We start from the raw sequence: 24917 nt of genomic DNA, 5'->3' as shown, positions 1-24917 counted from the left end.
CTCGGCGGGCGGCCGGGCACCGGCGCGCACAATTGGGGCCGCGTGCGGTAAGGTATCTGTATCCGATGCGTCAGCGGTGCGCCGGTGTTGCCTGTAGCTCCCCGTAAAGCGGCCGGCTGGAACACGATTCCTGCCTTGCCCGGCGGGTTGAGCCACGCAGGGTTTCAGGGACCGGGTAGACTTGTCTGCCCATAATGCCCTATAGTAGATATTTGCTTCCCTCTCTTAACCTTCAGCCTTCATATAGCGGTGGGCTCCGTCCTGTGCCAGGCAGCGTTTTGCGCGCCCGGCCGGATGCAAGGACGCACGCGGACCAGGTCCGCTCTGTGCAGAGAAGGAGGCGCGAAACACGCCTGAAGGTCTGTGGAAGGATCCCTCTTGGTCGCCTCGAGCACCTCTAATAATGCAACCGCTAACATCCCGGAGAACATCGCTCCCCGGATTTCATTCGCAAAGATTCACGAACCGCTTGACGTTCCCAATCTTCTTGCCCTGCAGACCGACAGCTTTGACTGGCTTGTCGGCAACGAGCGCTGGAAAGCGCGCGTAGAAGAGGCCAAGCAGACCGGGGAACAGGGCATTGCCACCACCTCCGGCCTGGCCGACATCTTCGAGGAAATTTCCCCGATCGAGGATTTCCAGGGCACCATGTCCCTGAGCTTCTCGGAGCCGGAGTTTGCCGACCCGAAGTACACCATGGCTGAGTGCAAGGACCGGGACGCCACGTACTCGGCCCCTCTGTACGTTAAAGCCGAGTTCATGAACAACAACACGGGCGAAATCAAGCAGCAGACCGTGTTCATGGGCGACTTCCCCCTCATGACAGACAAGGGAACGTTCGTCATCAACGGCACCGAGCGTGTCGTGGTTTCCCAGCTGGTCCGTTCCCCGGGTGCCTACTTCGAGCGCACCGCTGACAAGACCAGTGACAAGGACATCTACACCGCGAAGATCATTCCTTCCCGCGGTGCATGGTTCGAACTGGAAATCGACAAGCGCGACCAGGTGGGCGTCCGCCTGGACCGCAAGCGCAAGCAGTCCGTCACCGTGCTGCTGAAGGCACTGGGCTGGACCGAAGGCCAGATCCTGGAAACCTTCGGCGAGTACGACTCCATCCGTGCCACCCTGGAGAAGGACCCCACGGAAACCCGCGAAGATGCCCTGCTGGACATCTACCGCAAGCTCCGTCCGGGCGAGCCGCCCACGGTCGAGGCTGCCCAGACCCTGCTGGACAACCTGTACTTCAACCCGAAGCGCTATGACCTGGCCAAGGTTGGCCGCTACAAGATCAACCGCAAGCTGGGCATCGACAAGCCGCTGACGGATTCTGACGCCTCGGTCCTGAACAACGACGACATCGTCGCCATGATCAAGTTCCTGGTGGCGCTGCACGCCGGCGAGAAGACCGTCCCGGGCAAGCGCAACGGCGAGGATGTTGACATCCGCGTCGAGGTCGATGACATCGACCACTTCGGCAACCGCCGTATCCGCGCCGTCGGTGAACTCATCGAGAACCAGATCCGCACGGGCCTGTCCCGCATGGAGCGCGTTGTCCGTGAGCGCATGACCACTCAGGACGTCGAGGCCATCACGCCCCAGACGCTGATCAACATCCGCCCCGTCGTGGCAGCGATCAAGGAGTTCTTCGGAACCTCCCAGCTCTCGCAGTTCATGGACCAGAACAACCCGCTCGCCGGACTGACGCACAAGCGCCGCCTGTCCGCGCTGGGCCCGGGTGGTCTGTCCCGTGACCGCGCAGGCATGGAAGTCCGAGACGTCCACCCCTCGCACTACGGCCGCATGTGCCCCATCGAAACCCCTGAAGGCCCGAACATTGGTCTGATCGGTTCGCTGGCGTCCTACGCCCGGATCAACGCGTTCGGCTTCATCGAGACCCCGTACCGCAAGGTCATCGACGGCGTTGTCACCGACCAGGTTGATTACCTGACCGCTGACGACGAAGTTGAGCGCACCATTGCCCAGGCAAACGCTCCGCTGCGCGAAGACCAGCACTTCGCCGAGGACCTGGTCCTCGTCCGTGCGCGCGGCGGTTCCGGCGAGCCCGTTCTCGTTGAGCCCGAAGGCGTCGAGTACATGGACGTCTCCCCGCGCCAGATGGTGTCGGTGGCTACGGCCCTGATTCCGTTCCTGGAACACGATGACGCCAACCGCGCCCTCATGGGTGCGAACATGCAGCGCCAGGCTGTCCCGCTGCTCCGTTCCGAGCGCCCCGTCGTGGGTACCGGCATGGAGAAGTACGCCGCCGTTGACGCCGGTGACTCCGTTACCGCCGTCAAGCCCGGTGTTGTCACCGAGGTCTCCGCTGAGCTCGTTACCGTCATGAACGACGACGGCACCGAGTCCAACTACCCGATCATGAAGTTCGCACGCTCCAACCAGGGCAACGCGTACAACCAGCGGGTACTGGTTTCCGAAGGCGCACGCGTCGAGGTCAACAGCATCATCGCCGACGGTCCCTCCACGGACCAGGGTGAACTGGCTCTGGGTAAGAACCTGCTCGTGGCATTCATGTCATGGGAAGGCCACAACTACGAAGATGCCATCATCCTCTCGCAGCGCATGGTCTCCGACGATGTCCTGACTTCCATCCACATCGAGGAGCACGAAGTTGATGCCCGCGACACCAAGCTTGGTGCCGAGGAAATCACCCGTGACATCCCGAACGTGTCCGAGGAAGTGCTCTCCCAGCTGGACGAGCGCGGCATCATCCACATTGGTGCCGAGGTTGAAGCCGGCGACATCCTGGTTGGCCGCGTCACCCCCAAGGGTGAAACGGAACTGACCCCGGAAGAGCGTCTGCTGCGCGCCATCTTCGGCGAGAAGAGCCGCGAAGTCCGCGACACTTCCCTGAAGGTGCCCCACGGCGAGTCCGGAACGGTCATCGGTGTCCGCATCTTCGACCGCGACAACGACGACGAGCTGCCCCCGGGCGTGAACCAGCTGGTGCGCGTCTACGTGGCGCACAAGCGCAAGATCACGGACGGCGACAAGCTGGCCGGCCGCCACGGCAACAAGGGCGTCATTTCCAAGATCCTTCCGATCGAGGACATGCCGTTCATGGAAGACGGAACCCCCGTTGACATCGTCCTGAACCCGCTGGGTGTTCCGGGTCGAATGAACGTCGGCCAGGTCCTGGAAATCCACCTCGGCTGGGCTGCCAAGCAGGGCTGGAAGATCGACGGCAACCCCGACTGGGTCAAGAACCTGCCGGAACTGCCGCGCGAATCCGGCCCCACCACGGTCGCCACCCCGGTGTTCGACGGCGCCAGTGAAGATGAAATCACCGGCCTGCTCGATTCCACCAACGTGACCCGTGACGGCAACCGCCTGATCGGCGCCTCCGGTAAGGCCCGCATGTACGATGGCCGCTCCGGCCAGCCGTTCCCGGAGCCCATCTCCGTGGGTTACATGTACATCCTGAAGCTGCACCACCTTGTTGATGACAAGATCCACGCACGCTCCACCGGTCCGTACTCCATGATCACGCAGCAGCCGCTGGGTGGTAAGGCACAGTTCGGTGGCCAGCGCTTCGGTGAAATGGAAGTTTGGGCCCTGGAAGCGTACGGCGCCGCCTACACGCTGCAGGAGCTGCTGACGATCAAGTCCGATGACATCCATGGCCGCGTGAAGGTCTACGAAGCCATCGTCAAGGGCGAGAACATCCCGGAGCCGGGTGTTCCCGAGTCCTTCAAGGTGCTCATCAAGGAAATGCAGTCGCTCTGCCTGAATGTGGAAGTACTCTCCACCGAGGGCAACACGATTGAAATGCGTGACTCGGATGAAGAAGTCTTCCGGGCCGCGGAAGAACTGGGTATCGATCTGTCCCGCGCAGAGCCCAGCTCCGTAGAAGAGGTTTAGCCGAGCCGGCCGGCCCGCATCAGCGGGCCGGCCTCCGGCAGCCCCTTCCCGTACCCGAGACATTCAGATTTAGAGAACAAGAGAGAACAGGGACCCATGTCCAACGATTCCACGTTCGGCCTTATGCGAATCGGCCTTGCCACCGCGGATGAAATCCGCGGTTGGTCTTACGGCGAGGTCAAGAAGCCGGAAACCATCAACTACCGAACCCTGAAGCCGGAGAAGGACGGTCTTTTCTGCGAAAAGATCTTCGGTCCTTCCCGCGACTGGGAATGCTACTGCGGTAAGTACAAGCGAGTTCGCTTCAAGGGCATCATCTGTGAGCGCTGCGGCGTCGAGGTCACCCGTGCCAAGGTGCGCCGCGAGCGCATGGGCCACATTGAGCTTGCCGCTCCCGTGACCCACATCTGGTACTTCAAGGGTGTTCCGTCCCGCCTGGGCTACCTGCTGGACCTGGCTCCGAAGGACCTCGAAAAGGTCATCTACTTCGCTGCCTACATGATCACCTCGGTGGACGAAGAAAACCGCCACGCGGAACTTCCGAACCTGCAGGCCGAGCACGACCTGGAGCGCAAGCACCTCGTCGACCAGCGCGACGCTGACATTGCTGCCATCGCCAAGGACCTTGAGGGCGAAATTGCTCGCCTTGAGGGTGAAGGCGCCAAGGCAGCAGACAAGAAGAAGGCCCGCGACTCCGCCGACCGCCAGATGGCCAAGGTCCGCCGCGACGCCGACAACAACATCGAGCGCCTCGAGCAGGTTTGGGAGCGCTTCAAGAACCTCAAGGTCGGCGACCTGGAGGGCGACGAAGGCCTGTACCGCGAACTGCGGGACCGCTACGGCCTGTACTTCGAAGGCTCCATGGGTGCCGAAGCCATCAAGCAGCGCCTTGAGGACTTCGACATGCAGGCTGAGTCCGAGCTGCTGCGCGACATCATCCAGAACGGCAAGGGCCAGCGCAAGACGCGTGCCCTGAAGCGCCTGAAGGTTGTCAACGCATTCCTGACCACCACCAACAGCCCGCTGGGCATGGTCCTGGACGCTGTCCCGGTCATCCCGCCGGAACTGCGCCCGATGGTCCAGCTCGACGGCGGCCGTTTCGCGACGTCCGACCTCAACGACCTGTACCGCCGCGTCATCAACCGCAACAACCGCCTGAAGCGCCTGCTGGATCTCGGTGCCCCCGAGATCATCGTGAACAACGAAAAGCGCATGCTCCAGGAAGCTGTTGACTCCCTGTTCGACAACGGCCGCCGCGGCCGTCCGGTCACCGGACCGGGCAACCGCCCGCTGAAGTCGCTCTCCGACATGCTCAAGGGCAAGCAGGGTCGTTTCCGCCAGAACCTTCTGGGTAAGCGCGTTGACTACTCCGGCCGTTCCGTCATTGTTGTTGGTCCGCAGCTGAAGCTGCACCAGTGCGGTCTGCCCAAGCAGATGGCCCTGGAGCTCTTCAAGCCGTTCGTGATGAAGCGCCTGGTTGACCTCAACCACGCACAGAACATCAAGAGCGCCAAGCGTATGGTCGAGCGTTTCCGCCCGCAGGTCTGGGACGTGCTGGAAGAGATCATCACCGAACACCCGGTGCTGCTCAACCGTGCACCCACCCTGCACCGCCTGGGTATCCAGGCATTCGAGCCGCAGCTCGTTGAAGGCAAGGCGCTTCAGCTGCACCCGCTCGTCTGTGGCGCGTTCAACGCTGACTTCGACGGTGACCAGATGGCAGTTCACCTGCCGCTGAGCCCGGAGGCCCAGGCCGAGGCACGCATCCTGATGCTGTCCTCGAACAACATCCTGAAGCCCTCGGACGGCCGCCCGGTAACCCTGCCTTCGCAGGATATGATCATCGGCCTGCACCACCTCACCACCAAGAAGGAAGGCGCAGCAGGCGAGGGCCGGTTCTTCACGACACCGTCCGAAGCCCTGATGGCGTACGACCTCGGTGAGCTGGACCTGAACGCTCAGGTCAGCATGCGTCTGGAAGGCTTTGTGCCCTCCGCCGACCGTCCGGCTCCGGAAGGCTGGGAAGAAGGCACTCCTGCCCTCATCCAGACCTCCCTGGGCCAGGTCATCTTCAACCAGACCCTGCCGGCGGATTACCCGTGGGTTGAGAAGGTTGCAGACAAGGGCCAGCTGTCCACGATCGTGAACGACCTGGCAGAGCGCTACCCGAAGGTGATGACGGCGGCAACGCTGGATAACCTGAAGGACGCCGGTTTCTACTGGGCCACCCGCTCAGGCGTCACCGTTGCCATCTCGGACATCTCCGCGCCGATCGACAAGCCGGCCATCATGGAGGTTTACGAAGCACAGGCTGCCAAGGTTGAAAGCCAGTACGGCAAGGGCCTGATCGCAGAAGACGAGCGCCGTCAGGAGCTCATCGACATTTGGAACAAGGCAACGAACGAAGTTGCTGCGGCCATGCGTGCGAACATGCCCAAGGAAAACAACATCAACCGCATGGTGTCTTCCGGTGCCCGTGGTAACTGGCTGCAGGTTCGCCAGATTGCCGGTATCCGTGGTCTGGTGGCCAACCCTAAGGGTGAGATCATTCCCCGCCCGATCAAGTCCTCGTACCGCGAGGGCCTGTCGGTGCTGGAATACTTCATCGCCACCCACGGTGCCCGTAAGGGTCTTGCCGATACCGCTCTGCGTACCGCCAACTCGGGTTACCTGACCCGTCGTCTGGTGGACGTCTCCCAGGACGTCATTGTCCGCGAGGAAGACTGCGGCACCGAGCGCGGCCTGAATGTCACCATCGCAGTGCCGGACTCCAACGGTGAACTGCAGCTGCACGAAGAGGTCGAGAACTCGGCGTACGCCCGTACGCTGGCCACCGACGTCGTCGACCCCCAGGGCAATGTCCTGGCCAAGGGCGGCGACGATGTGGGCGACGTCCTCATCGCGAAGCTGTTCGAAGCCGGAGTTACCAACATCAAGGTCCGCTCCGTACTCACCTGTGAGTCCGCCGTCGGTACCTGTGCACTGTGCTACGGCCGCTCCCTGGCCACGGGTAAGACCGTGGACATCGGCGAGGCCGTCGGCATCATCGCCGCACAGTCCATTGGTGAGCCGGGCACCCAGCTGACCATGCGTACCTTCCACACCGGTGGTGTTGCTTCCGCGGAAGATATCACCCAGGGTCTGCCCCGTATCCAGGAGCTCTTCGAAGCACGCACACCCAAGGGTGTTGCTCCGATCTCCGAGACCGCGGGTCGGGTCACCATCGAAGAGACCGACCGCCAGATGCGTCTGGTTGTCACTCCCGATGACGGCTCCGAGGAAATCGCGTACCCGGTCCTGCGCCGTGCCCGCCTGCTGGTTGCCGACGGCGACCACGTTGAGGTTGGCCAGCAGCTGGTCTTCGGTGCGGTGGATCCCAAGCAGATCCTCCGTATCCTCGGCCCGCGCAAGGCACAGGAATTCCTGGTGGACGAAGTCCAGCGCGTGTACCGCAGCCAGGGTGTAGGCATCCACGACAAGCACGTGGAAGTCATCGTCCGCCAGATGCTGCGCCGCGTGACCGTGATCGAGTCCGGCGATTCGGATCTGCTCCCGGGTGAGCTGGCCGAGCGCCGCCGCTTCGAGAACGAGAACCGCCGCGTGGTATCCGAGGGCAAGAAGCCGGCCTCCGGCCGTCCCGAGCTCATGGGTATCACCAAGGCGTCGCTGGCCACCGAGTCCTGGCTGTCCGCTGCTTCCTTCCAGGAAACCACCCGCGTCCTGACGCAGGCGGCCATGGAAGGCAAGAGCGATCCGCTGCTCGGCCTCAAGGAAAACGTCATCATCGGTAAGCTGATCCCGGCCGGAACGGGCCTTCCCCGTTACACCGAGGTCACTGTCGAGCCGACCGAAGAAGCAAAGGCCAACCTGTTCACCGGCCCGAGCGCCTTCAGCGACTTCGACTACGCCGGAGTGGACGGCGGCCTGAGCCCCGAGTTCCATGCCATCCCGCTGGATGACTACGACATGGGCAGCGACTTCCGCTAACCTGCAACGCTGCGGCCCGCCACACGGCATGCCGCAGTAAGGAAAGGTCCCGCACCGTTTGGTGCGGGACCTTTCGCGTTTGTGCCAGACTTTGGGAATGGCCGACAGGCAGCTTTCCAAGGAGTACTGCATGGGCGCAGCACGCACCGTTCTCAAGACCCGGGTCGGCATCGTGGGCGCCGGTCCTGCCGGACTGATGCTCTCGCATCTGCTGGCTCAAGCCGGCATTGAGAGCATTGTGGTGGAGAAACGGGATTATCACACCATCCGCACCACGCACCGTGCCGGAATCCTGGAGCACGGGTCGGTGCGGATGCTCACCGAAGGCGGTGTCAGCAACAGGGTCCTCACCGACGGGCACCGCCACGACGGTATTGACCTTCGCTTCGGCGGCGTCAGCCACCGGATAGATTTCCAGGATCTGGTGGGGGAGTCCGTTTGGCTCTATCCGCAGAATGAAGTGTTCGTGGACCTGGCTGCTGCCAGGGAGCGCGACGGCGGGGACGTGCGGTGGGCGGTCTCCGACACTGAGGTTCTTGACCTTTCCTCCGATACGCCCAAAATCCGGTTCACCGACGCGGAGGGTGCCGCCTTCGAGGTCCACTGCGACATCCTGGTGGGCGCGGACGGTTCGCAGGGCATTTGCCGGCGGGCCATCCCGGCCGGACAGCGCAGGGAGAATTTCATTGAGTACCCCTTTGCCTGGTTCGGGATCCTTACAGAGGCACCGCCGAGTGCACCTGAATTGATCTACACCAACTCCGGCCGGGGCTTCGCGCTGATCAGCCAGCGCAGCCAGACTATCCAGCGGATGTACTTTCAGGCCGACCCTGATGAGAACCCCGACGATTGGTCCGAGGAGCAGATTTGGGATGAGCTCCAGCGGCGGGTGGACGGCCCCGACGGCTTTGAGCTCAAACGCGGTCCGATCTTTGAAAAGACGCTGTTGAAGTTCCGCAGCTATGTTTGCGAGCCGCTGCGCTACGGGAAGATGTTCCTTGCCGGCGATGCAGGACACACCGTGCCGCCCACGGGAGCCAAGGGGCTCAATCTTGCCCTGGCCGACGTCCAGGTTCTGTTTGAGGCCGTTGAATCGTTGTATGCCACCGGAAAAACAGACCTGTTGGACGGATACAGCGAGCGCGCACTGGCACGGGTGTGGCGGGCCCAGAATTTCTCTTACTGGATGACTTCCATGCTGCATACCCGGGCCGATGCCAGCCCCTTTGAACGCAAGCGTGCGCTGGGGGAGTTGGCCGGCGTCGTTGCCTCCCGGCACGGCAGCGCCTACCTTGCGGAGGCCTACACAGGCTGGCCGGCGACAACCCCGAAATAGAAAGTTCGTATAGTGAACACCTGTACACAAAGTGAACATTGACGTAGGGTGGTCCCATCCTCAAGATGCTTGGCAGCGGTACGGGCAGAGGGGAAACATCGACAAGGGAGAACCATGGAAATGGAAGAAGGCCTGTTCCAGGACAGCCATGTGATCGAACGGCTGGATGCTGCGGAAGCCTCGCAGGACCAGATTTCCGCGGAGATCGATTCGATCCATGCCGCCTACCGCAAAACGGTGGACGACGGCGGCACGGAGGAGACCCAGCCCCGCGTGGACTTCCAGCCGTACCGCAGCTCCCTTCTGCGCCACCCCACCAAGGATCCGCACCACGCGGACCCCGAAACCATCGAGCTGTGGTCCCCGGCCTTCGGACACCAGGATGTCCACGCCCTGGAAAGTGACCTGACCATCCAGCACAACGGCGAACCGCTGGGGGAGCGGATCATTGTCCGCGGACGCGTCCTCGACGGCGACGGGCATCCGGTCCGTAACCAGCTGGTGGAAATCTGGCAGGCGAACTCGGCGGGACGCTACATCCACAAGCGGGATCAGCACCCGGCTCCGATCGACCCCAACTTCACCGGCGTCGGCCGCTGCCTCACTACTGAGGACGGCTTCTACGAGTTCACCACCATCAAGCCCGGACCGTACCCGTGGAAGAACCATTACAACGCCTGGCGGCCGGCGCACATCCACTTCTCGCTCTTCGGCACCGACTTCACCCAGCGCATGATCACCCAGATGTATTTTCCCGGGGATCCGCTGTTCGCCCTGGATCCGATCTACCAGTCGATCACCGACCAGAAAGCACGGAACCGCCTCGTGGCCGCGTACGACCACAACATCACCTCGCACGAGTGGGCCACCGGCTACAACTGGGACATCGTGCTCACCGGCAGCAACCGCACCTGGATGGAAGAAGAGGACGCAGAGTAATGAGCGAGCAGAAGCTGACAGCCACGCCGGGCCAGACCATCGGCCCGTTCTACGGCTATGCCCTCCCCTTCGAGAAGGACAACCAGCTGCTGTCCCCGGGCGTGCCCGGGAGCGTCCGGCTGCAGGGTACCGTGACCGACGGCGCCGGGGATCCCATCCCGGACGCCCTGCTGGAAATCTGGCAGGCCGACGCCGACGGCAACATCCCGCAGCGGGCAGGTTCCCTGGTCCGTGACGGTTACACCTTTACCGGCTGGGGCCGCACCGCAGTCGACAATGCCGGCAACTACACCTTCACCACGGTGAACCCCGGTCCCGCGGAAGAAGGAGCGGCACCCTTCATTTCCTTCGTCATTTTTGCCCGCGGCCTGCTGAACAAGCTGCACACCCGGATGTACCTGCCGGACGACGAAGAGGCCCTGGCCCGGGATACCCTGCTCTCCTCGCTGCCCGAGGAACGCCGCCGGACCCTGATCGCCACCCGTGAGGCGGACGGCGGTCTGCGCTGGAACATCAGCCTGCAGGGCCGGGATGAAACCGTTTTCCTGTCCTTCCCCGGAGCCTAACGATGACCGGATCAGTAAGCGCAGCGGACACCGCAGACTACGGGCTGTTGTCCCCGGTGTGGGCAGGCACCACCGGTGCGGGCCGGACTGGTGACCGCCGGATTGTTCAGAAACTGCTGGACGTCGAACTCCAATGGCTGCGCGTCCTGGCCGGCGCGGGCGTCATTGCACCGCAGTTGCCCGACGAGGCCGCCCCCGCCTTCCGCGCCGACCTCTACGACCCGGCGTCCCTGGCAGCCCGGTCCGCCGGGGGAGGCAACCCGGTGATCCCCCTGCTGGCTGACCTGCGCGCCAAGGTGCGCGATATTTCGCCCGCTGCCGCCGAAGCGGTGCACACTGCAGCCACCAGCCAGGACGTCCTGGACACGGCCCTGATGCTGGTCTCCGCGGACACGCTGGCAGGCATTGCCTCCGATACCCGGCGGACCATGTCTGCTCTGGCCGGTCTCGCCGTCGAGCACCGGCATACCCTCTGCGTGGCCCGGACCCTCACCCAGCATTCACTGCCCTCCACCTTCGGTCTCCGCGCCGCCCAGTGGCTGCACGGGATCGGGCAGGCGGCGGAGGCCCTCGAAACAGCAGCATCCCGTCTGCCCCTGCAGTGGGGCGGCGGCTCGGGCACGCTTGCGGCCCTGCGCACCGTCGTGGATGCCAGCGGATCAGCGGCAACGCCTCTGGAGCTTGCCGACGAACTGGCACTCCGGCTGGGACTGGCAGCGCCGGCCGCACCATGGCAGGGAAACCGGCTGCCCGTCACTGCGGTGGCTGCCGCCCTGCAGGACCTGCTGTCTGCCGCCGGCAAGATCGCCAATGACGTCCTGCTGATGAGCAGGCCCGAGGTAGCGGAGGTCTCCGAGCCGCGGGCGGCTGGCCGCGGGGGATCCTCGGCCATGCCGCAGAAGCGGAACCCGGTGCTGTCCGTGCTCATCCGCAGCGCCGCGCTGGCCGGTCCGGGCTGCGGGGCGGCGCTCCAGACCGCGGCCGGAGCTGCGGACGACGAGCGCCCCGGCGGCTCCTGGCACACCGAGTGGCAGGCACTGCGCTCCCTGCTGCGGCTGGCCTCGGGCGCTGCGGAGAAACTCGCTGAACTCACCGAAGGGCTCACCGTAAACACCGCAGTGCTTCGGGACAACCTGCTCGCCGCCGGACCGCTGGTGGTCAGTGAACGGTTGATGGCCACGGTTGCCCCGCTGCTGGACGACGACGGCGGACCCGGCAGCGGCAAGGCCCGCCTTCAGGAGCTGGTCACCGCCGCCCAGACCACGGGGAGCTCTCTGGGCGAAATGCTGCGCGAGTCAGTATCCGCCGATGTGCTGAGCGATGCCGAGCTTGCCGCCCAGCTGGATCCCGCCAACTACGTGGGCGAGGCCTCCGCCCTGATTGACCGCATTCTTGCCGCCTATCCCGTAAGGAGCTCCCGGTGAGCCAGCCCGTCCTCAAAGCCAGCCTCCTCAGCGCCGCCGGCGCGAATGCTCCCGTCCTCATCGCCGGCCCGTCGCTGGGGACCTCCGCCGCGGCGCTGTGGTCCCCGGCCGCAGCCGTGCTGAAACCCTTCACCGTGATCGCCTGGGACCTTCCCGGACACGGCCTCAGCCCCGCAGCCACCGAGCCGTTCAGCGTGGCCGACCTGTCCGACAGTGTTGCGGCCCTGGTTGCCGCAGCACGTGCCGGCGGCGACATCACAGCGCAGCAGAGCGTGTACTACGCCGGAGTGTCCCTGGGCGGGGCCGTGGGACTGCAGTTGGGGCTGGACCACTCCCCGGAATTCGAGGGACTGGCGATTCTGTGCTCCGGCGCAAAAATCGGCGACGCCGAAGGCTGGGCAGAGCGCGCCGATACGGTCCGGAACCAGGGCACTCCCGCAGTCCTGGCCGGCTCCGCTGAGCGCTGGTTTGCCCCCGGCTTTATCGACCGTGAACCGGCCGCCTCCGCTGCCCTTTTGCATTCCCTCCAGGACGCAGACCGGTTCTCTTATGCGTTTTGCTGTGAGGCCCTGGCCGAATTCGACGTCCGCGGCAGGCTCGGCGACATCACCCTTCCCCTGCTTGCGCTGGCGGGCGAGCAGGACGCGGTCACCCCGCCGTCGTTCGCCGAGTACGTTGCCGAGCGCACGCCCAACGGCACCAGTGCCGCCGTCGGCGGCGCCGCCCATCTGCTTCCCGCCGAAAAGCCGGAAGAAACCGCTCACCTGCTGCGCAGCTTCTTTGGTGCCGCATATCAGGAAGGACTGTAGGTTCCATGATTGAGGATGCAGACAAGACCCAGCAGGACGTCTACGACGAGGGGATGGCCGTCCGCCGCGAGGTGCTCGGTGCTGCCCACGTGGACCGCACGAACGCCGCCAAGGACGAATTCACCGAGGACTTCCAGGAGCTCATCACCAAGTATGCGTGGGGAAGTATCTGGACCCGGCCCGGACTGCCCCGGACCATGCGCAGCGCGATCACGCTCACCGCACTGATTGCCCACGGGCACACGGAGGAGTTCGCCATGCATGTCCGCTCAGCGCTGACCAACGGGCTGACCCGGGCCGAAATCAAGGAAATCATTCTGCAGTCGGCCATCTACTGCGGCGTTCCGGCTGCCAATTCGGCATTCAAGACGGCGCAGCAGGTTTTCGCAGAACTCGACGGGCTGGAGAAGCGATGAATCAGGCGTACATCTACGACGCAGTCCGCACGCCGTTCGGCAAATTCGGCGGTGCGCTGGCCGGAGTGCGGCCGGATGACCTGGGAGCACGGGTCATCCGTGCGGCCGTGGACCGCGCACCTGACCTGGATCCCGCGGCCGTGGACGAAGTGGTCTTCGGCAACGCCAACGGCGCAGGCGAGGAGAACCGCAACGTCGCCAGGATGTCGTCACTGCTGGCTTCGCTGCCCACGTCGGTCCCGGGAACCACGGTGAACCGGCTCTGCGGCTCTTCCCTTGACGCCGCGATCATCGCGTCCCGGCAGATCAACACCGGGGAAGCCGACCTTATGCTCATCGGCGGCGTGGAGTCCATGAGCCGTGCGCCCTGGGTACTCCCGAAAAACGAGAAGGCCTATCCCGCAGGGAACCAGACGCTCGCCTCCACCACGCTGGGCTGGCGGCTCGTGAACCCCGCCATGCCCGCGGAGTGGACCGTGTCGCTGGGCGAAGCGACCGAGCAGCTGCGCGAAAAGTACAACATCACCCGGGACCGCCAGGACGAGTTTGCGGCAAAGTCCCATGTGCTGGCCGCCAAGGCCTGGGACGAAGGCAACTACGCCAACCTGACCGTCGCCGTCGACGGTGTTGCCCTGGACCGGGATGAATCCATCCGTGCCGGTTCGACGGTGGAGAAACTGTCCACCCTCGCCACCGTGTTCCGCCCCGCCGGCAACGATGCCTCCGGCGGCACTGTTACCGCCGGCAACGCCTCGCCGCTGAATGACGGTGCCTCGGCCGCCTGGCTGGGAAGCGAGGCAGCCGAGCGTCTTCTCGGGCTGCCCCCGCTGGCCCGCATTGCCGGGCGCGGCGCCGCCGCCAACGAACCGCAGTACTTCGGCTACGCGCCGGTCGAAGCCGCTAATCTCGCCCTTAAGCGTGCCGGGATCAGCTGGGGTGACGTGGGCGCCGTCGAGCTCAATGAAGCCTTCGCCGCCCAGTCCCTGGCATGCCTCGATGCCTGGGACATCGACCCGGACATCGTCAATGCGTGGGGAGGTGCGGTGGCCATCGGACACCCGCTCGGTGCCTCCGGCACCCGCATCCTGGGAACGCTGGCTCGCCGGCTCCAAGCCTCCGGCGAGCGGTGGGGCGTCGCGGCGATCTGCATCGGCGTCGGCCAGGGACTGGCCGTAGTGCTCGAAAACTCAACAACCACCGCGAACTAGGGGAAACTGTGCTCAACATCGTGCAGGACGTCGACGAAGCTGTTGCGTCCATCACCGACGGGGCAACCGTCATGATCGGCGGCTTCGGCAAGGCCGGACAGCCCGTGGAACTGATCGAGGCGCTGCTCCGGCAGGGAGCCTCGGACCTGACAGTGGTGAATAACAACGCCGGCAACGGTGAACACGGCCTGGCAGCGCTCATTGGCGCCGGCAGGGTGAAGAAAATCATCTGTTCCTTCCCGCGGCAGTCCGACTCCCAGATTTTCGACGCGAAGTTCCGTGCGGGGGAGATCGAACTCGAGCTGGTGCCGCAGGGCAACCTTGCCGAGCGGATCCGGGCCGCAGGGGCGGGCATCGGCGGCTTCTTCACGCCCACCGGGTACGGAACGATGCTCGCTGAGGGCAAGGAGACCCGGATCATCGACGGCCGGGGCTACGTTTTCGAATCCCCGCTTTCGGCGGACTTTGCGCTGGTCAAGGCACTGCGTGCCGACCGGGCAGGGAACCTCGTCTACCGCAAGACCGCCCGCAACTTCGGTCCCATCATGGCCGCCGCGGCGACGAACGCCATTGTCCAGGTCCGCGACGTCGTGGACCCGGGGGACCTGGATCCGGAGCACGTCGTCACACCGGGTATTTACGTGAACACGCTGGTGCGCGTGGCAGAGGAAAAGGAGCCGGCAGCAGCATGAACATTTCAACTGAAGGCACGAGAGCAGAAGGCACAGCAGACGGGACGGAAACCGGGGACCGCCTGGATAAGTTCCAGCTAGCGGAACTGGTGGCGCGGGACATCGCACCCGGTTCCTACGTCAACCTCGGGATCGGCCAGCCCACCCTGGTGTCGAACTACCTGGTGCCGGAGCAGAAGATTACCCTGCACACCGAAAACGGAATGCTGGGAATGGGGCCCCAAGCGCAGGGCAGCCAGATCGACGGCGATCTGATCAACGCCGGAAAGATCCCGGTCACCGAGCTGCCGGGAGCGGCGTACTTCCATCACGCCGATTCCTTCGCCATCATGCGCGGCGGTCACCTGGACGTCTGCGTGCTTGGCGCTTTCCAGGTTTCGGCCTCAGGAGACCTGGCCAACTGGCACACCGGCGCCGCCGACGCCATTCCCGCCGTGGGCGGGGCCATGGACCTGGCAACCGGAGCCAAGGACGTCTACGTCATGATGTCCCTGTTCACCCGGGAAGGCCTGAGCAAACTCGTCCGCCAGTGCACCTACCCCCTGACGGGAGTGGGCTGCGTGACCCGCGTCTACACTAATGAAGCGGTCTTCCTGCTGAAGGAGGACGGCGTGCACGTGCGGGAAACCCACGGCATCAGCTTCGAGGAGCTTGCCGCCGTGATGGATGTTCCGCTGATCCGCGATCCGGCCGGCACCTAAGGCCGGCACCGTTATCCACGAGGGAGAAATGAGCGAGACCTCCGCCGCAAGCGGCCAGCACGTCCAGTCGCTGGCGCGCGGCCTAAGCGTGATCCGGTCCTTCGATGCCGACCACGTCAGCATGACCCTGAGCGAGGTTTCCCGCCGGACCGGGCTGACCCGTGCCACCGCCCGGCGGTTCCTGCTGACCCTCGTGGATTTGGGGTACATGCGCACTGACGGCCGCAATTTTGAGCTGACCGCCCAGGTGCTGGGCCTGGGATATTCCTACCTCTCGGGCCAGACCCTGCCGCAGTTGGCGCAGCCCCTACTGGAAGACCTCTCCCGCACCATCTCTGAGTCCACGTCCGCGTCCATCCTTGACGGCCAGGACATTGTCTACGTCGCCCGAATCCATACCCGGAGGCTGATGCGCGTTGGCATCGCCGTCGGTACCCGGTTCCCCGCCTATGCCACCTCCATGGGGCGGGTCCTGCTGGCCGGCCTGCCGGACGCGGAGCTGGAGCAGTACCTGGCTCAGGTCCAGCCCCGGCCGCTGACGGAACGGACCCTCACCTCCGTCACGGACCTCCGGGAAGAGATAACCAGGGTGAGGGAAGCCGGCTGGGCCGTCGTGGACCAGGAGCTCGAAGCGGGGCTGCGCTCCGTTGCCGTCCCGGTCCGAGGGCCGGGCGGGGATGTGATTGCAGCCATCAATACCTCCATGCAGGCTTCGTTGGGGACAGGCGGGAGTACTCTGGAGGAAGCTGTTGCGGAGGTCTTGCCGCACCTGCAGCAGACTGCGGCGAAGATTACCGCCGCGCTGGTTGCCGGGAGCTAGCCTCAGGATGTGATTCTTGCCGCATCGTCAGGCGGGGAAGCTTAAGTCTGTTAGACTAATAATCAATTGTTTGTGTGGCAGTGGATGAAGGACGCTTATCGTAGCGGGCCTGTTTCCGGGTTGCAGGGTTCCTGTGCAACGAATGCCACACTTTTGCACGCCTACGGTCGCTTTCGGCGAGACTATCGGAGCTTCTCGGGGCATTGCGGAAACGACGACTTAAAGCGCGTCGCCTCGGCTGTTCCAACAGCTGACAGCGGGGCGGAGCAACCAAGAGAACTTATCTCGAGAAAAAACGGAGAACACGAAAGTGCCTACGATTCAGCAGCTGGTCCGCAAGGGCCGGTCACCCAAGGTCTCCAAGACCAAGGCTCCTGCCCTCCAGGGCAGCCCGATGCGCCGTGGTGTCTGCACCCGCGTTTACACCACCACCCCGAAGAAGCCGAACTCTGCACTGCGTAAGGTTGCCCGCGTGCGCCTGAACGGTGGCATTGAAGTGACCGCCTACATCCCCGGTGTTGGTCACAACCTGCAGGAACACTCCATCGTCCTCGTTCGCGGTGGTCGTGTGAAGGACCTGCCCGGTGTTCGTTACAAGATCGTTCGCGGCGCACTCGACACCCAGGGTGTCAAGAACCGCAAGCAGGCTCGCAGCCGTTACGGCGCGAAGATGGAGAAGAAGTAATATGCCCCGCAAGGGTCCGGCCCCCAAGCGGCCGCTCGTACTGGATCCCGTCTACGGCTCCCCGCTGGTCACTCAGCTGATCAACAAGGTTCTCGTCGACGGCAAGAAGTCCACCGCTGAGCGCATTGTTTACGGTGCACTCGCAGGCGCTCAGGAGAAGACCGGGGGAGACCCCGTTGCAGCCCTGAAGAAGGCCATGGACAACATCAAGCCCAGCCTTGAGGTCAAGTCCCGCCGCGTCGGCGGCGCCACCTACCAGGTTCCGGTTGAGGTCAAGCCGGGCCGTGCAACTGCACTGGCCCTGCGCTGGCTGGTCGGCTACTCCAAGGCCCGCCGCGAAAAGACCATGACCGAGCGTCTGCGCAACGAGATCCTGGATGCTTCCAACGGTCTTGGTGCAGCAGTCAAGCGCCGCGAAGACACCCACAAGATGGCTGAATCCAACAAGGCCTTCGCACACTACCGCTGGTAATAAGCCAGGCCGACGGCGGCCACTCCTTCAAGGCCCTGCATTCCGCTTACGGCGGGGTGCGGGGCCCGAAGCAGATAAACGCAGTCGAACCGGCAAAAACCAACTAAGGGAGAAACCGTGGCACTTGACGTGCTTACCGACCTGAACAAGGTCCGCAACATCGGCATCATGGCCCACATTGATGCCGGCAAGACCACCACCACCGAGCGCATCCTGTTCTACACCGGTGTCAACCACAAGATTGGTGAGACCCACGACGGTGCGTCCACCATGGACTGGATGGCACAGGAGCAGGAGCGGGGTATCACCATTACCTCCGCAGCTACCACGTGCTACTGGGACAACAACCAGATCAACATCATCGACACCCCGGGTCACGTTGACTTCACGGTCGAGGTTGAGCGGTCCCTGCGCGTGCTCGACGGCGCTGTAGCCGTTTTCGACGGCAAGGAAGGCGTGGAGCCGCAGTCCGAGACTGTTTGGCGCCAGGCTGACAAGTACAACGTTCCGCGCATCTGCTTCGTCAACAAGATGGACAAGCTTGGCGCTGACTTCTACTTCACTGTGGACACGATCATCAACCGCCTCGGCGCGAAGCCGCTGGTTATCCAGCTGCCCATCGGTGCCGAGAGCGAGTTTGAAGGCGTCGTTGACCTGGTCGAGATGCGTGCACTGACGTGGCGCGGCGACTCCAAGGGTGACGTCACCATGGGTGCCAAGTACGAGGTCGAGCCCATCCCGGCCGATCTGGCCGAAAAGGCTGAAGAGTACCGCGCCGCGCTCATCGAGACCGTTGCCGAAGCCAGCGACGAACTGATGAACAAGTACCTCGAAGGTGAAGAATTCACCACCGAGGAAATCAAGGCCGGCATCCGCCACCTGACCATCAACTCGCTGGTTTACCCGGTGCTGTGCGGTTCCGCGTTCAAGAACCGCGGCGTACAGCCGATGCTTGACGCCGTCGTCGCCTACCTGCCGAACCCGCTGGACGTCCCGAACATCAAGGGCCACGACATCCGCGACGAAGAGGTCATCCTCGAACGCGCCGCTGATGCCAACGCTCCGTTCTCGGCCCTGGCGTTCAAGGTTGTCACGCACCCGTTCTTCGGCCGCCTGACGTACATCCGCGTGTACTCCGGTCACGCTGCTTCCGGCGCCCAGGTCATGAATGCGACCAAGCAGAAGAAGGAGCGCATCGGAAAGCTCTTCCAGATGCACGCCAACAAGGAAAACCCGGTCGAAGAGATCACCACCGGTCACATCTACGCTGCGATTGGCCTGAAGGACACCACCACGGGTGACACCCTGTGCGACCTTCAGAACCCGATCGTGCTGGAATCCATGAGCTTCCCGGAGCCCGTGATTTCCGTGGCCATCGAACCGAAGACCAAGGGTGACCAGGAGAAGCTCTCCACGGCCATCCAGAAGCTCTCCGAAGAGGATCCGACCTTCCAGGTCTCCCTCGACGAAGACACCAACCAGACGATCATCGCCGGTATGGGCGAGCTGCACCTGGACATCCTGGTTGACCGCATGCGCCGCGAATTCCGCGTCGAGGCAAACGTGGGCAAGCCCCAGGTTGCCTACCGCGAAACCATCAAGCGCGCTGTGGCCAAGCATGACTACACGCACAAGAAGCAGACCGGTGGTTCGGGCCAGTTCGCAAAGGTCCAGATCGCGATCGAGCCGATGGACACGTCGGAAGGCGTGTTCTACGAGTTCGACAATAAGGTCACCGGTGGCCGTATTCCCCGTGAATACATCCCCAGCGTTGACCAGGGTATCCAGAGCGCGCTCACCGAAGGTGTGCTCGCCGGTTATCCCGTGGTCGGTGTCAAGGCAAGCCTGCTTGACGGCGCCTACCACGACGTTGACTCCTCGGAAATGGCGTTCAAGATCGCCGGACGACAGGCTTTCAAGGAAGCCGCCCGCCTGGCGAACCCTGTACTGCTCGAACCGCTGATGGATGTTGAAGTCCGCACCCCTGAGGAATACATGGGTGAAGTTATCGGTGACATCAACTCCCGCCGCGGCCAGATGCAGTCCATGGAAGACGCCGCAGGCGTAAAGGTCATCCGTGCTCACGTACCGCTGTCCGGCATGTTCGGCTACATCGGCGACCTGCGTTCAAAGACGCAGGGACGCGCCGTGTACTCCATGTCGTTCAACAGCTACGCGGAGGTCCCGAAGGCAGTAGCCGACGAGATCATCCAGAAGACGCGCGGCGAATAAAACCCTGGTTGGTGTTCCGGGGGCAACTTCGGAACACCAGCTGTGTGCAGCGGGCCAAGGCCCAGGCCGGAAGCCCGCTGCATAGCCAGACTGAGCGGCCTCGCCAGGCTGCTGCGGATATACGGCAATTTCATCAAATAAACAGCCCCCAGTAGACTTACATCAGTTTCAGCAGCGAGAAGCGCTGTTGGAGATTGAGTCTTCAACCTTTCTAGGAGGAACCCGTGGCGAAGGCAAAGTTCGAGCGGACTAAGCCGCACGTCAACATCGGCACCATTGGTCACGTTGACCATGGAAAGACGACGTTGACCGCTGCCATTTCGAAGGTGCTTGCTGACAAGTACCCTGATCTGAATGAAAAGCGCGATTTCGCTGCTATCGACTCTGCACCTGAAGAGCGCCAGCGCGGTATCACCATCAACATCTCGCACATCGAGTACCAGACCGAGAAGCGCCACTACGCACACGTAGACGCCCCCGGTCACGCTGACTACATCAAGAACATGATCACTGGTGCAGCTCAGATGGACGGCGCAATCCTCGTGGTTGCCGCTACCGACGGTCCGATGGCCCAGACCCGCGAGCACGTTCTGCTGGCCCGCCAGGTTGGCGTTCCCTACCTGCTGGTCGCACTGAACAAGTCCGACATGGTCGACGACGAGGAACTGCTGGACCTCGTTGAAATGGAAGTTCGCGAACTGCTGAGCTCCCAGGAATTCGACGGCGACAACGCTCCCGTCGTTCGCGTCTCCGGCCTCAAGGCTCTGGAAGGCGACCCGAAGTGGGTTGCTTCCGTCGAAGAGCTCATGGAAGCCGTTGACAACAACGTGCCGGACCCGATCCGCGACAAGGACAAGCCGTTCCTGATGCCGATCGAGGACGTCTTCACGATCACCGGTCGTGGAACCGTTGTCACGGGCCGCGCCGAGCGCGGTACCCTTGCCATCAACTCCGAGGTCGAGATCGTCGGCATCCGTCCGGTCCAGAAGACCACGGTTACCGGTATCGAGATGTTCCACAAGCAGCTTGACGAAGCATGGGCAGGCGAGAACTGTGGTCTCCTGCTCCGCGGCATCAAGCGCGAAGACGTAGAGCGCGGCCAGGTTGTCGTGAAGCCGGGTTCCATCACCCCGCACACCGACTTCGAGGCCAACGTCTACATCCTGTCCAAGGATGAAGGCGGACGCCACAACCCGTTCTACTCGAACTACCGCCCGCAGTTCTACTTCCGCACCACGGACGTAACCGGCGTTATCACCCTGCCCGAGGGCACGGAAATGGTTATGCCCGGCGACAACACTGAGATGACCGTTGAGCTCATCCAGCCCATCGCCATGGAAGAAGGCCTCGGCTTCGCTATCCGCGAAGGCGGCCGCACCGTTGGTTCAGGCCGTGTCACCAAGATCATCAAGTAATTTCCTTACTTGCTGAATCCACGGTGAGGATCCTGCCTCCGGGTAAGGATACGAACTGAAAAGATGTCCCCGCTGCTCACGCAGCGGGGACATCTTGCTTTAACCGGGCGGTGGGCCGGCAGGCAGGGGAGTTATCCCCATCCGCGGTGCACTCTGTCCTGAAGCCAACGACAAGGCCTCTATGATGTGAAGCAGATTTGCATCGCTTAATGGGGGTTGACGGGCAATGGAGATAGTTGTTGGGGCGGTCCTGGTGCTCATGGGCATCGGCTTCGCCATAGGCTGGTTCTGCCGCGGCCACGGCTCGCAGGCTTCGGAACCTGCTGTGCCGGCACAGGCACAGGCACAGGCGGCGCCGGCGGCGTCAGAGGCTCTCAGCAAGGCTTTCAACGAAGGTTACCGGGCGGGCTACACCATCGCTTCTGCGGCGCACGGGGCCGGCAGCGAGACTGCGCTGCGGCAGCCCGTCCTGGAAATTCCCAGGCCGCCCGAGACTGCCAAACCACCGGAGACTGCCAAACCACCGGAGACTGCCAAACCGCCGGAGACTGCCAAACCGCCGGAAACTCCCCGCCTGGACGGTCCGCCGCCCGAGGCGCTCCGGGCCGGACCGGTTCCGTCCCTGTCCACTCCCGCCCGGCCTGCGCCTCCTACGGCTGTGACTCCCGCCCGGCCTGCGCCTCCTATGGCTGTGACTCCCGGTCCCAAGCAACTTGCGGCCCTGAAGGCGGAAGAGGAAGCCCGCAAACACCGCAGGGACCTGCGCAACATCAACATCACCCTGTACGCTGCCTGCCTCCTGCTGGTTGCCGCCGCCTCACTCTTCATCGGCTTGGCAATATCGCAGACCGCACGGTTTGCGGGCGTGAGCATTGTTTCCGGCATGTTTTACGCGGGCGGGCTGGCTGTGCATGCGCGAAGCCGGCGGCTGCGGCCAGCCGGCGTGGCCTTTACCGGAACCGGTTTGGCTCTCATCCCTGTGGTGGGCCTGGCATTGAACAACTTTGTGCTCCGCGATGCGCCCCTGGCCTGGCTGGCCACCTCGCTTGTCGGAACCATGGCGTTTGGCTATGCAGCTGCAAAGCTGGACAGCAGGGTTGTTGCCTACCTGTCCATAACCTTCCTGCTCTCGACAGCGCTGGCCTCAGGCGCCGCCCTGCGCTCCGGAATTGTCTGGTACTTTCTCTTCACTGTCCTGTTGGCGACGGCGATCTCCCTGGTGGCCATGCGCCGCCCGGCGTGGCTGAACAACCTGTATCTGGACGCCTTTGTCCGCTCCCACCGCTTCCTGGTTCCGGCCACGGCAGCCGTGGCGGTCCTAACAGCCGCAGAGCTGGGAGGATGGCAGTTCTCCATCCTGTTCCTGTCGTTCGCCTGCTACTACGCCGTTCTGTTCCTGCAGAGCCCGCGGCGGGAACGCCTGATCAACAGCTACGGTTTCCGGATCTCGGCCACGGCAGGACTGACAGTGCTGTCCTACGAGGTTGGCGATGATCTTGGAACCGCGCTCCTTGTCCTTTCCCTGCTCCTGGCGCTCCAAACGGCGGGACTGGCGGCGTGGCGCCGTCACTATAATGCCGTTGGCGGAAAACGATTCTTCGGCGTCGATCTGGTTCTCCTGCTGTGCCAACAAGCCGCTGCCGCAGTTGCTGCAGGAATCGCAGCATCCTTCGAAGGCGGCAGCGGGAGCTTGGCCGCGTTCACCGCCACGTCCGTGCTGGTACTGATCACGTTCATGGTTGCAGCTTGGAAGGTTCCTTTTATTCCCGCCGCAACGGTTGCAGCGGCGGCACTGCCCGGCTTTATTCCCCGGCTCTTTGACCCTTGGGACGGATCGCTGTGGACGGCCGTCCTGCTGGGCGTGTTGGTAGTGGCCTTCCTGGTCCTGCGCGCTGTCTCCTCGTCCGGCGTGCAGCGCCAGGACTTTATCGTCGGCGCGCGGTGCGCCGCTACCGGCCTGGTGCCTGTCCTGTCCGTGGCGGGAATGGAAAGTGCCAGTCTGGACGGGCAGACCGTGTGGGCGTGGACCCTGACCCTGTTTATTGCCGCCGTACTGGTGAACCAGGTGCTGTCCGTTTACCTGCTGGGTGCCGGCCGTCCGGTTCGGTTTGCGGATGCCGTGCTGGGCGGCGCGGCCGGGCTGGTGCCGGTGCTGACGGTGTGGCTGCGGTTCGTGGAGGATCCGGGGACTGTGCTCACGTTGTGCGTGGTGTTCGGTGCGCTGGCGGTCAATGTGCTGACGTCGGTGGTGCTGCGGCGGTTCTTCGCTGCGAGTTCCTGGTTGGAGTGGGTGGGCCCTGGCGGGTTTGCTGCGGCTGCGCTGGTTGGTGCCGGGGTGCTGGGGCTGCGCGGGTATGAGGTGCTTGTCGGTGCGGCTTTGGCGTACTGCGGGTTCATGGCCGTGCGGTGGGCGCGGGCGGAAGTGCGGGGCCGGTACGTGCTGGCAGCCCAGGTGATGCTGACGGTGTTGGCGGCGCTGGTTGTTGCGGACCTGGAGTTGAGCGTGCACGGGGTGTTTGTTGCGGTGGCTGTTTCGGTGGCCGTTCAGCAGGTGGTGCGGACGGTGTTGCAGGACCGGTTCGGCGGTGTGGGACTGGGTCAGCTGGTGCCGGTTGCTCAGTGGGGGAGTATTGCGGTGCTGGCTTTGCTGCCCCTGGCCTACTTCCTCATTGCTGTTCCGGTCCAAAAGTCCACGTACGTGCTGCTGCTGGGAATTGCCATCGGGATGACTCTCTTTATGCAGGCAGCGGCAACGGCACGGCTGGTTTCCGGCCGTCCGGTTCGGTTTGCGGATGCCGTGCTGGGCGGCGCGGCCGGGCTGGTGCCGGTGCTGACGGTGTGGCTGCGGTTCGTGGAGGATCCGGGGACTGTGCTCACGTTGTGCGTGGTGTTCGGTGCGCTGGCGGTCAATGTGCTGACGTCGGTGGTGCTGCGGCGGTTCTTCGCTGCGAGTTCCTGGTTGGAGTGGGTGGGCCCTGGCGGGTTTGCTGCGGCTGCGCTGGTTGGTGCCGGGGTGCTGGGGCTGCGCGGGTATGAGGTGCTTGTCGGTGCGGCTTTGGCGTACTGCGGGTTCATGGCCGTGCGGTGGGCGCGGGCGGAAGTGCGGGGCCGGTACGTGCTGGCAGCCCAGGTGATGCTGACGGTGTTGGCGGCGCTGGTTGTTGCGGACCTGGAGTTGAGCGTGCACGGGGTGTTTGTTGCGGTGGCTGTTTCGGTGGCCGTTCAGCAGGTGGTGCGGACGGTGTTGCAGGACCGGTTCGGCGGTGTGGGACTGGGTCAGCTGGTGCCGGTTGCTCAGTGGGGGAGTATTGCGGTGCTGGCTTTGCTGCCCCTGGC

At 63.8% G+C, this 24917-nt stretch carries 16 protein-coding genes and 1 pseudogene; all 17 read left to right on the top strand.

All coding sequences use genetic code 11. The annotated features are described in order from the left end of the window. Window positions 1-378 precede the first annotated feature (378 nt). A complete protein-coding gene (rpoB, locus tag CXR00_RS02125) occupies window positions 379-3879 on the top strand; it encodes a DNA-directed RNA polymerase subunit beta (RefSeq protein WP_104053681.1) in 3501 nt (1166 codons plus the stop codon). A 96-nt stretch (window positions 3880-3975) separates the two neighbouring features. After that, entirely contained in the window at window positions 3976-7866 is a 3891-nt protein-coding gene (locus CXR00_RS02120) for a DNA-directed RNA polymerase subunit beta' (protein WP_104052752.1), read from the top strand. A gap of 97 nt (window positions 7867-7963) precedes the next feature. Continuing rightward, window positions 7964-9202 carry a 4-hydroxybenzoate 3-monooxygenase gene (locus tag CXR00_RS02115; RefSeq protein WP_237685629.1) on the top strand — a complete coding sequence of 413 codons (1239 nt, stop codon included), beginning with the start codon at window positions 7964-7966 and terminating at the stop codon, window positions 9200-9202. A gap of 120 nt (window positions 9203-9322) precedes the next feature. After that, window positions 9323-10141 (top strand): protocatechuate 3,4-dioxygenase subunit beta, encoded by an 819-nt coding sequence (gene pcaH, locus CXR00_RS02110; RefSeq protein ID WP_104053680.1) that lies wholly within the window; start codon window positions 9323-9325, stop codon window positions 10139-10141. Beyond that, window positions 10141-10707, top strand: coding sequence for a protocatechuate 3,4-dioxygenase subunit alpha (pcaG, locus tag CXR00_RS02105; protein ID WP_104052750.1), 567 nt, complete (start codon window positions 10141-10143; stop codon window positions 10705-10707). Before pcaH ends, pcaG begins: the two co-directional genes overlap by 1 nt. A gap of 2 nt (window positions 10708-10709) precedes the next feature. Then, a complete protein-coding gene (locus tag CXR00_RS02100) occupies window positions 10710-12131 on the top strand; it encodes a lyase family protein (protein WP_104052749.1) in 1422 nt (473 codons plus the stop codon). Continuing rightward, a complete protein-coding gene (locus CXR00_RS02095; RefSeq protein ID WP_104052748.1) occupies window positions 12128-12940 on the top strand; it encodes an alpha/beta fold hydrolase in 813 nt (270 codons plus the stop codon). Before CXR00_RS02100 ends, CXR00_RS02095 begins: the two co-directional genes overlap by 4 nt. A 5-nt stretch (window positions 12941-12945) precedes the next feature. Then, window positions 12946-13356 carry a 4-carboxymuconolactone decarboxylase gene (gene pcaC / locus CXR00_RS02090; RefSeq protein WP_104052747.1) on the top strand — a complete coding sequence of 137 codons (411 nt, stop codon included), beginning with the start codon at window positions 12946-12948 and terminating at the stop codon, window positions 13354-13356. Then, complete coding sequence (locus CXR00_RS02085) at window positions 13353-14564, top strand: thiolase family protein (RefSeq protein ID WP_104052746.1); 1212 nt, start codon at window positions 13353-13355, stop codon at window positions 14562-14564. The genes pcaC and CXR00_RS02085 overlap by 4 nt, the downstream gene beginning before the upstream one ends. Before the next feature lie 8 nt (window positions 14565-14572). Further along, window positions 14573-15256, top strand: coding sequence for a 3-oxoacid CoA-transferase subunit A (locus CXR00_RS02080; protein ID WP_104052745.1), 684 nt, complete (start codon window positions 14573-14575; stop codon window positions 15254-15256). After that, window positions 15253-15957: a 3-oxoacid CoA-transferase subunit B gene (locus tag CXR00_RS02075; protein WP_104052744.1), complete on the top strand. Its 705-nt coding sequence runs from the start codon at window positions 15253-15255 to the stop codon at window positions 15955-15957. The genes CXR00_RS02080 and CXR00_RS02075 overlap by 4 nt, the downstream gene beginning before the upstream one ends. A 28-nt stretch (window positions 15958-15985) precedes the next feature. After that, on the top strand, window positions 15986-16777 hold the full coding sequence (locus CXR00_RS02070) for an IclR family transcriptional regulator C-terminal domain-containing protein (protein ID WP_104052743.1): 792 nt from the start codon (window positions 15986-15988) through the stop codon (window positions 16775-16777). Window positions 16778-17087: 310 nt separating this feature from the next. Then, the gene (rpsL, locus tag CXR00_RS02065; protein ID WP_104052742.1) at window positions 17088-17462 is read left to right on the top strand and encodes a 30S ribosomal protein S12; all 375 of its coding nucleotides are present in this window, start codon (window positions 17088-17090) and stop codon (window positions 17460-17462) included. Between the two features lies 1 nt (window position 17463). Continuing rightward, window positions 17464-17934, top strand: coding sequence for a 30S ribosomal protein S7 (rpsG, locus tag CXR00_RS02060; protein WP_104052741.1), 471 nt, complete (start codon window positions 17464-17466; stop codon window positions 17932-17934). A gap of 117 nt (window positions 17935-18051) precedes the next feature. Continuing rightward, window positions 18052-20166, top strand: coding sequence for an elongation factor G (gene fusA / locus CXR00_RS02055; protein ID WP_104052740.1), 2115 nt, complete (start codon window positions 18052-18054; stop codon window positions 20164-20166). Window positions 20167-20390: 224 nt separating this feature from the next. Then, window positions 20391-21581 (top strand): elongation factor Tu, encoded by a 1191-nt coding sequence (gene tuf / locus CXR00_RS02050; RefSeq protein ID WP_104052739.1) that lies wholly within the window; start codon window positions 20391-20393, stop codon window positions 21579-21581. 226 nt (window positions 21582-21807) lie between these two features. Beyond that, window positions 21808-24917 (top strand): annotated as a pseudogene (locus CXR00_RS02045) (hypothetical protein); the annotation flags it as partial.

The organism is Arthrobacter sp. 9E16, from assembly GCF_002929435.1.
Classification (GTDB): domain Bacteria; phylum Actinomycetota; class Actinomycetes; order Actinomycetales; family Micrococcaceae; genus Arthrobacter_B; species Arthrobacter_B sunyaminii.
This window is presented reverse-complemented; position numbering and strand designations above follow the sequence as displayed.